Genomic DNA, 13,821 nt, shown 5'->3' on the forward strand with positions numbered 1-13,821 from the left:
CCGCCGGCGATGGACCATGCGCTGGAAACCCGCCCTGAACGCCTTCGAGTGGCCTTCGAAGGCCGCCTGACCGCAGGCCGCAAGTAACCCTCAACAACCCGAGTTACACCGTTCGTTTGACAGACCCATGAAACGCCCTAGCAGCCGGTAGCGTTCCACTGTGATCCGTGGAGCGGTGCTTTTTGATGTCGACGGGACGCTTACGGCGACGAGCAGCGGGCAGTACCTGGCGGAGTTCTTCGGCTATGTCAAGGTCATTCACGAGGTGCAGGCCGACTACGGCGCCGGCAGCCTGAGCAGCCAGGAGGCCGCCGCCCTCGAAGCTCGCGGCTGGGCAACACGGACGCCCACGGAGGTGCTCGGGTTCCTGGAGTCGCTGCCGCTGGTGGACGGCATTGCCGAGACGGTTCTTTGGTGCCGCCGACATGGGCTGGCACCCGTCCTGGCCACGCTGGCCTGGGACATCGTAGGCACCCATCTGTGCGACCGCTATGGCTTCGATCGAGCCTGCGGACCGCGCCTGGAGCTGGTTGACGGCCGCTACAGCGGGGAGGTCGCCGAGCAGTTCGACGAACTGAGCAAACGCGACTTCGCGGTGAGCGTGGCCGCCGAGCTGGGCGTGGAACCGAAGCGTTGCGTGGCCGTTGGCGACGGGCGCTCGGACGTGCCGCTCTTTGCTGCGGTCGGGCTGGCCATCGCCTTCAACGCAACCCCGGCGGCTCGCGCAGCCGCCCACGTATCAATCGACGGAACCGACCTGCGGGCCGTGCTGCCGCTCCTCGGCGCATGGCTGAGCGCCATGCCTGCATCGTGGGAATGAGGAGCCTACCGAATTCCTTCTCGGCGCACTGTTCTCGGCATGACAGGACTTGCGCCGGCGGCCATCCTGTCGCCCCTAGCTTGCTCGATCTGTCGCACATCACCTGGCAAAGCTGCGTCGCACATCAGTTGTCAGATCACAGACGCGGTCAAGCCCCGCCAGCTAGGGCGTGTCCCGCGATCTCGATGGCAGTCTTGGTGTAAATCGCCTATGCGGATGATGGCACTCTCGACGTCGCATAGATCCGCATCTGGCTCCGGCGCCATGTCCGTGATCCGCAAGCTGGGGACCACGTAGTCTCCACGGGTGAAGGAGATTGGGACGTATGTAGAAATGACGGCCCGTGACCAGCTCAATCCGGCGGCATCGATGCCCGGACTGGTCTTGAAGCCCCTGGGTCGGGATTCGCCGCTGGTTGTTGACCTGCGGACCAGGATCGGCGCCCCTTACGGTTGGAGGAGCGCACGCCGGACCGAGGAAGAATGGGGCGCATGGTTTGCCCAGTGCCCGACCAGGACGTTTTGGCTGCTGTCCATCGGGGGCGAACCTGTGGGCATGGTCTCCTACGATCTCCACTCCGGCGATGAAGTGGAAATCGAAGCCTTCGGGCTACTGCCCGATTTCGTCGGCAAGGGCCTGGGCGGATGTGCGTTAACGCTTGCAGTTCAACGGGCGTGGAAACTGAGCCCCGCAGTGAGTAGGGTCTGGCTGCATACATCGACGCTGGACCACCCCCGCGCCCTACCCAACTACCACCGCCGGGGTTTCCGCACCTTCAAGACCGAGGAAGGCGAGCGCGACTGACCGGGCGGGACACGCTCAAGATCACAGGACAGGGCCTAGTTCCGGAGGTCGTGGGCGGCGCGCACGATGAGTTGTCGTGCGTCTTCTCCGGTCACGGCTTCCTTCCAGAGTCGTTCGACGGCTTTGGCGTACGCCGCGGCTTCGTCGTCTCGGTGGGTCGTCTCGCCGACGAAGGTTTCCACGATGGCGGCGTCGTCGTACGTCTGAAAGGAGTTCTGCGGGGTGGTGGCGAGTTGAACGCCGAGCGGCAGGATGGCGAAGCGGATGTTCGGTACGCCCACCACGGTTTGGAGGCGGTCGAGTTGGCCGCGCATGACGTCGGGCGGGCCCACCAGGTCGCAGCCTCGATCAAAGCTGCGCCCTGGTTGTATTCCCTGCCATCTATGGGCGTTGGCGGACCGTCTCAGGGCTGGAAGTACTCGGGACCCCAGCAGGTCGCGTCCGCCGGCAACTCCCACCAGTGCGGCATCAACGTCGGCCGCCACGCCGGATCCGGCTGGAAGTCCATCCACTGGCCGTCGAAGGGCGCGGCCCCGGCGCGGGCCAGGGCAAGCAGTCGTTCGCCCTCGGCCCGGACCCCGGCAGCCTCGACTTCATCCCAGAACGCCGGCTCGCCGGTGTACTCGGCGAACGCGTCCTCGTCCTTCCACGACCACCTACCATCCGGATAGACGAGCAGGTCGAGCTCTTGGTCGTAGACGTCGACCCCACCAGCCCACCGGGTGACCGGACGCTCCAGGTTGACATACCAGCCGTCGAAATCGCCGTCCGGTCGCCAGCTCCACCAAACGGAGTGCGCCGCACCAGGCGGCATCAACATCAGAGTCCGGAAAGGCTCCCACGTACTCAGGCTGAGCATCGTAGTCATCCGCAGCGACGTGAGCAGCGACAGTTGCCGGGTCGGCTGGCCGGCGCCGTCAACCCGACGCATGGCCTGTGAGCCCGCCTCGATCCACAGCGCCAGCCCGCGCTCGTCGTCGCTGACCACCCGCCCGCACAGCACCGAGCCGACCCGGCCGTCCGGGTACAGGTGCCGGCGGACGATCGTCTGCCCCCGCTCAAAGATCATTCGAGCACGATACCCAAACGAGGGACGAGCGGGACTTCGTGAGGGAGATCGATCGGAGAGCCGCCAGTTGTTCCCCTTCTCCGGATAGGTGCCAAGGACTACGGCGCCCGGTCGGGGTCAAGGGGTGGCCGTAGGCCATCGGCGTGCCGACGCGCAGCGCCCTTGATGCCGACCGGGTGGCGAAGAGAATCGGGCATCCGGGGGATGGGTTACGCCCTGGTCCTCGTCGTCGAACCGCGAACAGTGCCCGCGCGACTCGGAGGCAAGCAGCTCTGCTGCGCGGCAGCGATCGCCCCGCCCTCGATGGAGAGCAATCCCGATGGCGATCGTCCCGCCTCAGCCCTTCATGCTCCTGGTGCTTCGCAGCGTGGCCGGCCGGCCCGGCCGATGCCGGCCGGGAGGTCGCCACCAGGCCGGGCCCGGACCGGCACGGCCCGCTTGCGGGCCGCCTTGATCTGATAGAGCGGACTTCGGCAGTGCTCGGCCCCATGTCAGTCTCGTGTCCCGGGAGATGCTTGACGATCGCGTCCCACCTGATGTTTGACATGATCCCCAAGCCGCGCCTTACGGTTTGCGACAGGGGCGCGCGTCGCGGCATGGGCAGAGGGTCGGACGATCCACTAACCTCCGGGTCGTGGCAGCCAAAGCAGCGGGAGCGTTTCGTCGGACGCCGATCGAGCGATCAGACCAGCGCATCGCATGGGAACGGACCGACCAGGCTTTCTTCGCTGCCGGAGCGTGTCACATCCTCGCCTGGGTCTGCCGAGGTTCTGACTGGGTCCCGGTGAAGTGGTCCACCTGTTGTGAGAGCTCGATGCCCCATGATGGGGCTGGGAGGGATCATCACCGATGGGTGCTCGACGGCGGCACACGCCGGAGCAGATCATCCGCAAGCTGCGGGAGGGCGAGAAGCTGATCGGGCAGGGCGGCGCCCTGCCCGAGGTGTGCAAGCAGCTGGAGATTTCCGAGGCGACTTGGCACCGGTGGGTGGCGCAGTACGGCGGGATGAAAGGCGATGACGCCAAACGGCTCAAGGACCTGGAGCGGGAGAACGCCCGGCTGAAGAAGATCGTCGCCGATCAGCTGTTGGACATCGACATGCTCAAGGAGCTGAACCGGGGAAACTGGTGAGTCCGGAGCGCCGCCGCCGCGCCGTGACGGTGCTGCAGCAGCGCTTCGGAGTGTCCCAACGACGTGCGTGCCGGCTGGTCGGGCAGCACCGGTCGGCCCAACGCCGGCCGGCGCCGGCTCCTCGTGACGCTGATGAGATGCTTCGGGCGCGGCTGCGGCAGATCTCCGCGCAGTATCCGCGGTGGGGGTGGCGCAAAGCCCATGCGATCGCCGCCCGGGAGGGCTTGGTGGTCAACCGGAAACGCACCCGCCGGCTGTGGCTCGACGAGGGCCTGAAACGCCCGCCCAGGGTGCGCAAGAAGCGGCGGGCCGGACCGGGCCGTCACCAGCGGATGCGCGCGACGCGGCCGGATCAGATGTGGGCGTTGGACTTCCAGGTCGACGTCACCGCCAACGGCAGGCAAGTCCGGTTCCTCAACATCGTCGACGAGTACACCCGCGAAGCCCTGGCCACCCGCGCCGCACGCTCCTTCACCGCGGACGCCACGGTCGCCGTCCTCGACGAGGTCAGCGCGCGGCTGGGTCGGCGGCCGAAGCACATCCGCATGGACAACGGCCCCGAGCTGACCGCCCACGCCCTGACCGACTGGTGCCGCTACACCGGCGTCGACCCCGCCTACATCGACCCCGCATCCCCGTGGCAGAACGGGATCTGCGAATCGTTCAACGGCCGTTTCCGCGACGAATTCCTCACCTGCGAGCAGTTCGACACCCTCCTCGAGGTCCAGGTACTGGCCGAAGACTGGCGCATCGAGTACAACACCTACAGACCCCACGGCTCGCTGGACTGGCTCACCCCCGACGCCTACCGGCAGCAGTGGATCACCAACCGGCAACCAACGCTCTCATAGCCGGTGGACCACCAACCGGGGCCCAGTCAGTTCCTACCCAGACCGGCCGATCGAGATAGCCGGGGTGCGCTACGCGGGCGGCTGGCAGGTCTTCCACGCCTACGCGGTCTGGGATGGCTGGGCGTTCGACCACTCGGGCTGGAATCCCGAGCCGGAATTGCTGGCGGTCAACACGGCCTTCGAAGGCCGCCCGCTGGAGCGCGTCAAGATCACGGACGGTCTCGCTGGCTTCTGCGAGACGCACCACTCCCGCATGCCGAACCAGTATTGGCAGGACCCGCTCCCCCGTGTTCGCGACTACGTGAGCCGATACACCCCACCTTGGGCATAGCACCTCGCCTCCGGCCTGGCAGCGGTGGCCTTTACAGGTGACGCAGCCTGGACGGCCGGTAGGGTCGCGAGATGGGTCACGGCGGCGAGCATGACGTGGAGCAAACGTTGGCCGGCGGGCGCTTGACGGCTGGTGTGGTCCGGGTTGGAGACACCGTGCGTCGCCCGGCCTCGCCCGCGTCGCGGTTCGTGGCGCGACTGCTGACTCATCTCGCCAAGACCGGCTTCGACGGCTGCCCTCAGCACCTGGGATGGGACCAACACGGCCGTGACATCTTGTCGTTCGTGCCCGGCCATGTTCCTCCACGATGGCAGCACTTCACCGACGACCAGGTCGGACAGGCAGCGACGCTGCTACGACAACTGCATGACGCCACGCGAGAGCTGGCGTGCAGCCTCCGGGGTGAGGTGGTCTGCCATCACGACCCCGGTCCGAACAACACGGTCTTCCGTGACGGCCGGCCGGTCGCCTTCATCGACTTCGACTTCGCGGCGCCTGGCCACCCGTTGGAGGACGTCGGGTACATGGCGTGGGCCTGGTGCATCTCGTCACGGCCCGACCGGGGACCCGCGACAGAACAAGCCCGCCAGGTGCGGAACCTCGCCGACGCTTACGGCTTGAGCTCGGCCGACCGTGGCCGCCTACCAGCCGCGATCCGCCAGCGCTTACGTCGCAACGAGGCGTTCTGGCGAGACATCCTCGACGACCAGGTCGCCTCCGTCCCGCACGCACGCTCTGCCGAAGTGCTCGCCTGGACCCAACGCGAACTCGCCTACACCGAGGCCACCCAGGAGACGTTCATCGCCGCACTGTGTCCGGCGTGAGCGGGTCCCCGGCTCGGCGACCGGCACGATCACTGATGGTGATGCTCGGTCGAAAGATCTAGGTCAGCCGTCAAACATGTGCTGGGACGGATTCGTCAAGCAGGTGGTGGGACTAGACATCGGCCCCATGTCAGTGTTTTCCGTCGACTGATGCGCGACACTTGTCCGCCAACTGATCTGCGACACCTCCGCGCGCTGATCGCGGCATGTGCGGATGGCCGCAGCGCACGCGACCTGCGACATGGGCCGGCCCTCTCAGAAGTGCTGCAAGTCGACGGGGTCACGTCCAACGACGCGACGTCACGGAGGCCCGGCGGCTATGACCCGAACTTCGTCCATTGCCCTTCGGAGACCACCTCGACGGAGCCGTCGACGACCTTGATGGCCGTCTGTTCGTCAATGGCGTAGGCCGGGACGCCGATTTCGGCGGCCCACTGCTCTGCGTCGGCCAGGGTGTTTGTTGGGAAAGCGTCCAGGTGCGGGAAGATCGAGAAGTCGACGACTCCCAGGGTGCGGTCGTCCGGCGCGGACGGCCACTCGACGAAGTACGCTCCGATCCGGGGCGTCATCACCATGCTTCCGGCACTCACTCCCACCCAGACTGTGTCGGGCAGCGAAGGCAGCAGATCGGCCAGCCCGGACTCCCGCATCCAGTGGCACAGGTACGTCGCGTCGCCGCCGTCGACCAGGAGCACGTCTGCCTCCCGGACCCAGGGCACCCATCGCTCCGCGCCGATGGTGGGTAGTGCGGTGAGCTCGAGGACACCGAGCGACGCCCAACCCAGGCCGGACAGGTACTGAAATACGGGCTCGGCGGCTACGAAGCCCCGCACCGATGTCGGACCGCACATCGGGTGACCCCACTGTGCTGTCGGGACGCAGAGGGCGTGGCACTCGGCGATCGGCTTGCCGAGGAGCTGCACGAGCGCCGAGTGGATGCTTGGGTTTGTGATGCCCCCTGACGTCAGCAAGAGCTTCAAGGTGCCTCCAAGTTCGCGCGCGGTAGGTGGATGTGATTGAAGACGCGGGACCGTGCTGGGACTCATCGCAGTTCGGGCAACCTCTTCAAGAATCCCTCAAGTCGCCGGGCGCGATTGCCCACTAATCCACCACCCGGTACTACCCCGCACAACACGTGCACCCGACCGACGCACGCAAGATGCGCATGTCGCGGCGACCGCTCATCGGCAAAGCAGAACGTCCGCGCCAGCGAGGCTCTGCTACGGACGGTGATGGGCGCACCGGCTGCCCACGCGCTCGATCCGCGGCAGATCCGGATGCCGCGCGGGCCAAGCGCGGCGCCACGCAAGACGTCGAGCACCGGAGCGCTCGATGCTCTGGTGTCCTGCAGGGGTGGAGGACTGGGGTCTTGGTAAGTCACAGCCAAGGTTCCGACAGTGGACGGGGAATCCGCCCGGGATCCCTCATCATTTTTTTGACCTGGTCGTCGACGGGAGCAGCCATGAAGTGCATAGACGTATGGATCCGTGCCGTCGGAGGGACGGTCGTACTCGCGCTCGCGTTGACCGGGGTGGCCGGGTGCGGCGGATCCGCGACGACCGGGGATGCGGCGACGGGGCGTTCGGCCTCCGCCGGGACGGGCGCGATCCCCGGGGCCACTGCGGCCACCACCACACCGGCGGCCACCACGGGCGGGCCGTCGGCCAACGCCTCCCCGGTACTGGCCGACGGCCGGAGCGCGGTCTACCTCACCGGCCTGGACACCACCCGGAACACCGTCACGTTCGACCTGATCGAGTTCCTGACCGGCGACGCGGCCAAGGCGGAGTGGAAGAAGGAGCACCCGGAGAACCCCGACGGCCCGGACAACGACTACATGATCGTCAACAACAACAAGATGTTGCGGACGCTGCCGGTCGCTGCAGGTGTGCAGTGCGTGGCGCTGTCGACGCTGGGCGGCACGGACATGAAGACGATCAGCTTCGCCCACTTCCCGGCATTTCTAAAGCAGCAGAACAAGGGGATGACGCTCACCCCACCGGACATCGCGGTGCTGCCGTTCTGGCTGACGGTGCAGCAAGGGACTGTCATCAGGTTCGAGGAGCAGTTCCTGCCTTGATACACGAGCGGGAGAATCGGGCCCGCGTTCGTCTACCTGCACGAGCGGATGTCGAACCGGCCGGTCATCGTGACGCCGCGCAACGGTCGACCAGCGGCAGATGCGGATGTCCGATCATGGTTGGTTGAACGCGCCGGGGCGGGGCCTCGCTCGAAGTGTTCCCAGGGGGTGCGCGAACGTCAGTGAGCGGGCCCTAAACTTGCGGCTCGTGACGACACCCCTCACTCCGGTCGAGGTGGCCTTCGCGCTGTTGCGGGAGGGTCGCATGGGCGACGCCGAGAACCTCATGACGCGCGAGCTGCAGGCCGTCACGGACAAACATGGTCACGGCAGCCCGGAATGGGCCTCGGCCCAGTGCGACCTCGGCAATGTGCTGCTCAACGCCGATCAACGCGACCGCGCGATCGAGTGCTACCGCCGCGCCGTCTCCGCGACGCCGCGCGATCACGAGTCCCGCAAAGACCAGTTGACCCACCGACTCAATCTGGGCTTGGCGCTGCGCATGGCCGGACGACTCGACGAGGCCGAGACGGAGCTACGCCAGGGCGTTCAGGAGCGGCTCGCCTTCTACGGTCGCGAGCATGCCGGGTACGCGTTCGGCCTGGAACCGCTGGCGGACCTGCTGCGGCAGCGTGGCGACGTGGCAGGTGCCCGGCAGGTCGTCGAGGAGGCGGTGGCCAATCTGTGGCGCAACGGGCACGAGCGGGTGGCCTCCGCGTTGGCGCTGCGAGCAGCGATTGTGCACGCCGGTGGCACCCGTGAGCCGCTCTTCGTGGGCCTGCACCAACTGCCGGACGAGGTTGTCGAGCAGGTCGGGCGAGTCGTCACCCAGATGCTGGACCACGACGATCCAGCATCCAAGCCCCTGCTCACCTCCCTGGTCGCCGCCTTGGAGGAGCGGCTCGGCATTGACCACCAGGCGACGCTCAACGCCTTGTCCGCGCTGGCGAACCTCGGCCGTGATCTCGATGACCAGGCGGGGCGGGTTGATGCGATCGAGCGCGTGCTCGCTTCGTACGACCGCCTGGGCCGCCAGGAGGAGGCGCTGATGGCAGCGCTCGGCTTGGCGATGGCCCAGGACGAAGCCGGCGATGCCGAGGCGGCGCTGCGCACGTATGCGTCGGCGCACGCGAGGGCGGAGCGCATCGGTCGTCCGGAGCTGCGGAGTCAGGTGCTGCGCAACTGGGGTCTCGCACTGAAGGAGGCCGGCCAGGTGGGCCTGGCGGAGCAACGGCTGACCGAGGCAGTGAGCCAGGCACGCCATGGCACCGACCATGACACGGTCGGGCGAGCTTGCATCGCCCTCGGTCTGTTCCTTCAGCATGAGGCGCGGCTGTCGGAGGCCCGCACGGTCCTGGAGGAGGGCCTGACCGTCATGGATCCCGTACACCCGGACGCGATCATCGGCCGCAGCCACCTCGGTGCGGTCCTGGATGGCCGCACCTGCGGGTGCGGCGATATGGCGGGCACGATCGCCGACGCGTTCCGCGAGTTCGTCATTACCAGGCTTCCCGCGGACCTGCTCGACCGCCTCGACGTGGCGATCGTGGACGGCGACTTCAAAATCGATGTCGGGCTGCGGCGAGAACCGGCCGAGTCCGAGCTTGAGCGGCTCAACGACGTCTTCCAGACCGCTCACGCGGAATTCCGCCGCCGGCTCAGTGAGCCCCGCTACGCCGGCTGACCGTCCGGCTGCCGTTGCAGTACCAGGCCATGGGCGCGCGTGTCAGCCTCGCCATGATCACGCGCACTGTTCTCGGCAGATCCGCAAGTCCCGAAGCGCACTGATGTGGCCCTAGGTTCATCGCGCTGTCGCGCATCACGCGGCGGAGATGTGTCGCACATCAGTTGTGTCGCACATCAGTTGTCGGATCACACGCCGGCGGCCGGCTGCTGGGTCTCAGGACCTGCATGACAGATCGGTATCAGGACGTGCGTGACACTCCGCCGAGTGTTGGTGGAGATTAGCGTGACGGAGCAGCGGTATCGGGCTGTATTGGCGGTGCAGGCAGGGTCACGGTGACCGACGTGGCGGCCCGCTTCGGCGTCTCGGCAGGCCGTCCATCGGTGGCTCACCTGGTAATGCCGATGAAGGTCTTAACGGGTTGGCGAACCGGTCAAGCCGGCCCCTGTCCTCGCCGACACAGACCGCTTCCGAGATCGAGGCGCTGATTTGCGAGCTGGGTCGGACTCATCCGCGCTCGGGTGCCCGCCGAGTCCTGTTCGAGCTGCAGCGCACGGGTTGCCCTGGACCGCTTCCGTCACGGATCACCGTGCATCGGATCTTGGTCCGGCATGGCTTGGTCGATGAGCGGCCTCGCGGTCTCCGTCGCGAGGACTATCGGCGCTGGGAACGCGACCGACCGATGGAGCTGTGGCAGCGACATGCCGCTTGGACTACACGTTCCACGTGCCGAGGCCCGGCGGACCGAGGCAGTGCTCGACCCGTCAGCGGCCGGTGGCGTGCACGAGGCCGCGGGGCAGCGGGACGCGGTCAGCCGCGCAGTCGCACGCGATAAACCCCGGTGACGTCGGTGGTCATGCCCGCGAAAATGGCCGATGTGGAAGAGGTCGAGGTCGTCGTCGCCCATCACGAACGCGCGACCCTGCGCGTCGGCGACGTGTTCCTGAAGATCGACGCTGATCAGACGCGCACCGACGTCGAGGTCGAGGCGATGGCTATGGCGCCGATCCCGACTCCGGAGGTCCTGTGGCGGAAGCCGCCCGTGCTCGCGCTCGTCGCTCTCTCAGGGACGGCACTCGGCCGCCTCGGCGAGCCGTCGACCGCGTCGCCGGCGGCGTGGGCCGCGGCGGGTGCCGCCGCACGGATGCTGCACGACGCGCCGCTGCCGCCATGGCCCGGTCGGCGCCTCGACGAGTTGGCATCGCACCTCGACAGCGAATGCGAGTGGCTCGTCACGAACGGCGTCCTTCCCACCGACTTGGTCACGCGCAACCGCCGGGTTGCCGAGGCTGCGCTCCGGCCGTGGACATCGGTGTTCACGCACGGCGACCTGCAGGTCACCCACGTGTTCGTCGACGGTGACGAGATCACCGGCGTGATCGACTGGTCCGAGGCGAGCCAGGGCGATGCCCTGTTCGACCTCGCCACCTTGACGCTCGGACACGAGGAGCACCTTGGCGATGTCGTCGCCGGTTACGGCACCGACGTCGACCTCGACGTGATCCGCGCGTGGTGGTCGTTGCGAAGCCTGCTGGCGATCCGCTGGCTGGTCGAGCACGGCTTTGACCCGTCCTCGCCAGGCTGCGAGGTCGACGTGCTGAGATCTCGGCTGTGAGGCTGCACGAGCCCGACGGCCACGAGTGCGTTCTGCCGCACCGATCGGGCCATCTCCTTCAAGCGCGTCGTCTTCCGGACCGACGAGGTCATGGTCCTCGAAGATCCCGGGCGGCCGGTCGGCGACATCGGAAGCCAGCGCACGACTCGACCGGACCTATGCCGACGTCCGGTTCGGCGGGGACTTCGAGCCGGTCACCGCACCGACGCCGAAGCAACGAGAGGTTTCTGCTGAAGCAGGTGAAGGCAACGTCACCGCAGAGGCAACTTCCTAGCCGGAGCTGTCACCCACGTCGCGAGACGGGTCTGTCACGGACGTCTTGGGACTCGGCATCTGTCCGGTCTCTGGACCTGGGTGACAGATCGGCATCAGGACCTGCGTGATCCGCGTTTGCAATACTGAGCCGCGTGATGGATACCCAGCGGCTCAGCCTGATCCCGCTCGACCGCGAAACAGCACAGGCCATTGTGGACAGCGACCGCACCGGCCGGGCATGGCACGAGCAGTTCCCCCGCGAAGACGACCGCGACGGGGTTAGTGGGTGGCTGCGCCAGAGCGACTCGGTATTCGGCAACTTCGTCATCGTCGAGCAGGCGTCCGGACAGGCCGTGGGCACCATCGGCTTCTTCGGCCCGCCTGACGAGACCGGCACGGTGATGGTCGGCTACGGCCTCGTCGAGCCGTGCCGCGGTCACGGCTACGCCACCGAGGCGCTGCGGGCGCTGGTCGGTTACGCGGCGCGGCAACCGGCGGCCAAGCGCGTGGTCGCCGATACCGAAAAAGACAACGTGCCCTCGCAGCGGGTGCTCGACAAGGCCGGCTTCGCCAAGACTCACGAGACCGACGACGCCTTCTGGTACGCGCTGGACCTCTAGGTTCTGCAACAGGTCGTTGTCGCGCAGCAGCCGTCACATTCCGGCCTGGCGGGGGCCCGCAACCAGCGGGCCTACCCGCCGGAGCAATGACTTGGTTCAACATGTGGCGAAGCCACTGGCGGAGGAGTTCAATGCGGCCGGCATCGTGCCGACCCGAGCGACCGGAATGCACGCGCTCCGACACTTCTACGCCTCGGCGCCGCTCGACGCGGCGGAGAGCATCAAGGCTCTCGCCTCCTACCTCGGCCACTCCGACCCGGCTTCACCCTCCGGGTCTACACGCATCTCATGCCGGCCAGCGAGGAACGCACCCGCAACGCCATCGATCGACTCTTCCGGCCCACCGCTGCTGACGGCCCCAGGACAGCCTGACGTGGGGGAGGGGTGACGTTCGCCCAGCGCGGGGTCTGTGTCACCACGAGAATCCGGCGTACAGGTCGACTCGTCCGTCGCCCACCAGGTCAGCCACCCTCACGTGGTGGCTGACCTGCTGTTCCTTCGGGTGTTGCCCGTTGTAGGTGTGCGCGCCGGCCGCCAGGTTGCCCGCCAGCGCGCACACCGCAATGGTCAGCAGCAGCTTGACGCGGCACCGCTGAAGACCGGCTCCTGCTCGGCCGCCGGGGTGCAGCAGGCGCTCTCGGTCGCCTTCTGGAGCTGGTCCGAGTCGGCCTTGACGGTGTAGACCTCCCAGGGCTCGTTGCCCGGACCGCGCACCCAGACCTTGTCCTGGAGGGCGTAGCAGCACTCGGTGCTGTTCTCCTCCAGGGTGATCAGGCCGGCGTTGGTGAGCCGCTGGGTGGCGGCGTTGACCTCGTCCGTGCTGAACACCTCGACGCCCAGGTGGTCCATCACGGTGGGCTGCTCGGGCTCGCCTTCGAGCAGGACGAGCTTCAGCGGCGGGTTCTCGATGGCGAAGTTGGCGTAGCCGGGGCGACGCTTGGCCGGCTCGGTGTTGAACAGCTTGGAGTAGAAGGCGACGGAGCCTTCGAGGTCGGACACGCGCAGAGCGAGCTGGACACGGGACATGGGATTTCCTCCTGTTAGGTCAGCGGACGAGCAGTTGGTCGGCATGCGACGGAAGGCCTTGATCACAGCTCGCCCTTGCCTAGATGGTTTTCGAAGCAGCCCCACTGTTGCACCCTGTTTTTACATCTGTCAACCTAGAGGAATGTCGAAACAACCTCTTCCTGTGGTGGGTCTTCAAGCGGTGGCGTGTTGCTCTCGGCTGGCGGTACGTCCGCTGGATACCGATCAGGCGGCGGTGGTCGCGCCGATGTTCAAGGCCCTCGGCGACCCGGTCCGGCTGCGGCTGATGTCGATGATTGCCTCGGTACCCGAGATGTGCGTGTGCGACCTGACCCCGGCGTTCGACCTGTCCGGGCCGACCATCTCGCACCACCTGAAGGTGCTGCGGGAGGCCGGTCTTGTCGACTCCGAGCGTCGAGGCACGTGGGTGTGGTACCGGGTCAAGCCGGAGGCGTTCCGTCAGCTCGGGGCGCTGCTGGATTTGCCCGCCGCGCCCGCGCCGGTCGACCAGGCCGCAGCGTGAGCCTCGCCCTGGCGCGCGTTCGCCGAGTCCGCCGGCACCGCCTACTGGCCGCCGCGGTCGTCGGATTCCGGATCGCTGCCGCCCGCCTGTGGCGGCTATGAGGGCAGCCCTAACCCCTCGCTTGTAGGAACTGCGCACATTGGTGGTCAGCGTCCGGGCACGTCCGCCTACGGCTGCGCGAGAGCCGT

Annotated in this window: 14 protein-coding genes and 1 pseudogene; 11 read left to right on the forward strand and 4 right to left on the reverse strand. The window is 67.3% G+C overall.

Translation table 11 applies throughout. The features are described 5' to 3' along the window. Nucleotides 1-160 precede the first annotated feature (160 nt). Both AC5RWQ_RS28100 and AC5RWQ_RS28105 read left to right on the forward strand, forming a co-directional pair. The gene (locus AC5RWQ_RS28100) at nucleotides 161-820 is read left to right on the forward strand and encodes an HAD family hydrolase (RefSeq protein ID WP_494285648.1); all 660 of its coding nucleotides are present in this window, start codon (nucleotides 161-163) and stop codon (nucleotides 818-820) included. 306 nt (nucleotides 821-1,126) lie between these two features. Next, nucleotides 1,127-1,624 (forward strand): GNAT family N-acetyltransferase, encoded by a 498-nt coding sequence (locus AC5RWQ_RS28105; protein WP_494285649.1) that lies wholly within the window; start codon nucleotides 1,127-1,129, stop codon nucleotides 1,622-1,624. A 35-nt stretch (nucleotides 1,625-1,659) separates the two neighbouring features. Here the strand turns inward: AC5RWQ_RS28105 and AC5RWQ_RS28110 are convergent, their stop codons facing one another. Next, on the reverse strand, nucleotides 1,660-1,956 hold the full coding sequence (locus AC5RWQ_RS28110; protein ID WP_494285650.1) for a Scr1 family TA system antitoxin-like transcriptional regulator: 297 nt from the start codon (nucleotides 1,954-1,956) through the stop codon (nucleotides 1,660-1,662). Nucleotides 1,957-2,027: 71 nt separating this feature from the next. Further along, nucleotides 2,028-2,612: a ribonuclease FAU-1 family protein gene (locus AC5RWQ_RS28115; RefSeq protein WP_494285651.1), complete on the reverse strand. Its 585-nt coding sequence runs from the start codon at nucleotides 2,610-2,612 to the stop codon at nucleotides 2,028-2,030. A gap of 930 nt (nucleotides 2,613-3,542) precedes the next feature. Between AC5RWQ_RS28115 and AC5RWQ_RS28120 the strand changes: the two genes are divergently transcribed. The 3 genes from AC5RWQ_RS28120 to AC5RWQ_RS28130 all read left to right on the forward strand — a co-directional run bounded on the left by AC5RWQ_RS28120 (nucleotide 3,543) and on the right by AC5RWQ_RS28130 (nucleotide 5,830). Beyond that, nucleotides 3,543-4,675, forward strand: a protein-coding gene (locus AC5RWQ_RS28120) for an IS3 family transposase (protein WP_494285652.1) whose coding sequence is annotated in 2 segments (ribosomal slippage) — nucleotides 3,543-3,810 and nucleotides 3,810-4,675 — 1,134 coding nt in all. Because the reading frame shifts where the segments join, the coding sequence is not laid out codon by codon here. 64 nt (nucleotides 4,676-4,739) lie between these two features. Continuing rightward, entirely contained in the window at nucleotides 4,740-5,006 is a 267-nt protein-coding gene (locus AC5RWQ_RS28125) for a hypothetical protein (protein ID WP_494285653.1), read from the forward strand. A gap of 71 nt (nucleotides 5,007-5,077) precedes the next feature. Next, nucleotides 5,078-5,830 carry a phosphotransferase gene (locus AC5RWQ_RS28130; RefSeq protein ID WP_494285654.1) on the forward strand — a complete coding sequence of 251 codons (753 nt, stop codon included), beginning with the start codon at nucleotides 5,078-5,080 and terminating at the stop codon, nucleotides 5,828-5,830. Between the two features lie 317 nt (nucleotides 5,831-6,147). Here the strand turns inward: AC5RWQ_RS28130 and AC5RWQ_RS28135 are convergent, their stop codons facing one another. Further along, nucleotides 6,148-6,810 carry a Type 1 glutamine amidotransferase-like domain-containing protein gene (locus AC5RWQ_RS28135; protein ID WP_494285655.1) on the reverse strand — a complete coding sequence of 221 codons (663 nt, stop codon included), beginning with the start codon at nucleotides 6,808-6,810 and terminating at the stop codon, nucleotides 6,148-6,150. 482 nt (nucleotides 6,811-7,292) lie between these two features. Here AC5RWQ_RS28135 and AC5RWQ_RS28140 point away from each other — a divergent pair, with 482 nt between their 5' ends. The 5 genes and pseudogenes from AC5RWQ_RS28140 to AC5RWQ_RS28160 form a co-directional block, all read left to right on the forward strand. Continuing rightward, on the forward strand, nucleotides 7,293-7,910 hold the full coding sequence (locus AC5RWQ_RS28140) for a hypothetical protein (protein ID WP_494285656.1): 618 nt from the start codon (nucleotides 7,293-7,295) through the stop codon (nucleotides 7,908-7,910). A gap of 208 nt (nucleotides 7,911-8,118) precedes the next feature. Then, nucleotides 8,119-9,594 carry a tetratricopeptide repeat-containing protein gene (locus AC5RWQ_RS28145; RefSeq protein WP_494285657.1) on the forward strand — a complete coding sequence of 492 codons (1,476 nt, stop codon included), beginning with the start codon at nucleotides 8,119-8,121 and terminating at the stop codon, nucleotides 9,592-9,594. Nucleotides 9,595-10,435: 841 nt separating this feature from the next. Beyond that, the gene (locus AC5RWQ_RS28150; RefSeq protein ID WP_494285658.1) at nucleotides 10,436-11,209 is read left to right on the forward strand and encodes a phosphotransferase family protein; all 774 of its coding nucleotides are present in this window, start codon (nucleotides 10,436-10,438) and stop codon (nucleotides 11,207-11,209) included. 410 nt (nucleotides 11,210-11,619) lie between these two features. Continuing rightward, a complete protein-coding gene (locus tag AC5RWQ_RS28155; protein WP_494285696.1) occupies nucleotides 11,620-12,084 on the forward strand; it encodes a GNAT family N-acetyltransferase in 465 nt (154 codons plus the stop codon). 133 nt (nucleotides 12,085-12,217) lie between these two features. After that, nucleotides 12,218-12,456, forward strand: a pseudogene (locus AC5RWQ_RS28160) (site-specific integrase); the annotation flags it as partial. 195 nt (nucleotides 12,457-12,651) lie between these two features. On the opposite strand, the gene AC5RWQ_RS28165 reads toward AC5RWQ_RS28160, so the two are convergent. Further along, nucleotides 12,652-13,110: an ArsI/CadI family heavy metal resistance metalloenzyme gene (locus AC5RWQ_RS28165; RefSeq protein ID WP_494285659.1), complete on the reverse strand. Its 459-nt coding sequence runs from the start codon at nucleotides 13,108-13,110 to the stop codon at nucleotides 12,652-12,654. Between the two features lie 142 nt (nucleotides 13,111-13,252). Here AC5RWQ_RS28165 and AC5RWQ_RS28170 point away from each other — a divergent pair, with 142 nt between their 5' ends. Then, nucleotides 13,253-13,633 (forward strand): ArsR/SmtB family transcription factor, encoded by a 381-nt coding sequence (locus AC5RWQ_RS28170; RefSeq protein ID WP_494285660.1) that lies wholly within the window; start codon nucleotides 13,253-13,255, stop codon nucleotides 13,631-13,633. Nucleotides 13,634-13,821: the final 188 nt, after the last annotated feature.

This window comes from Micromonospora sp. BS32, assembly GCF_059089345.1.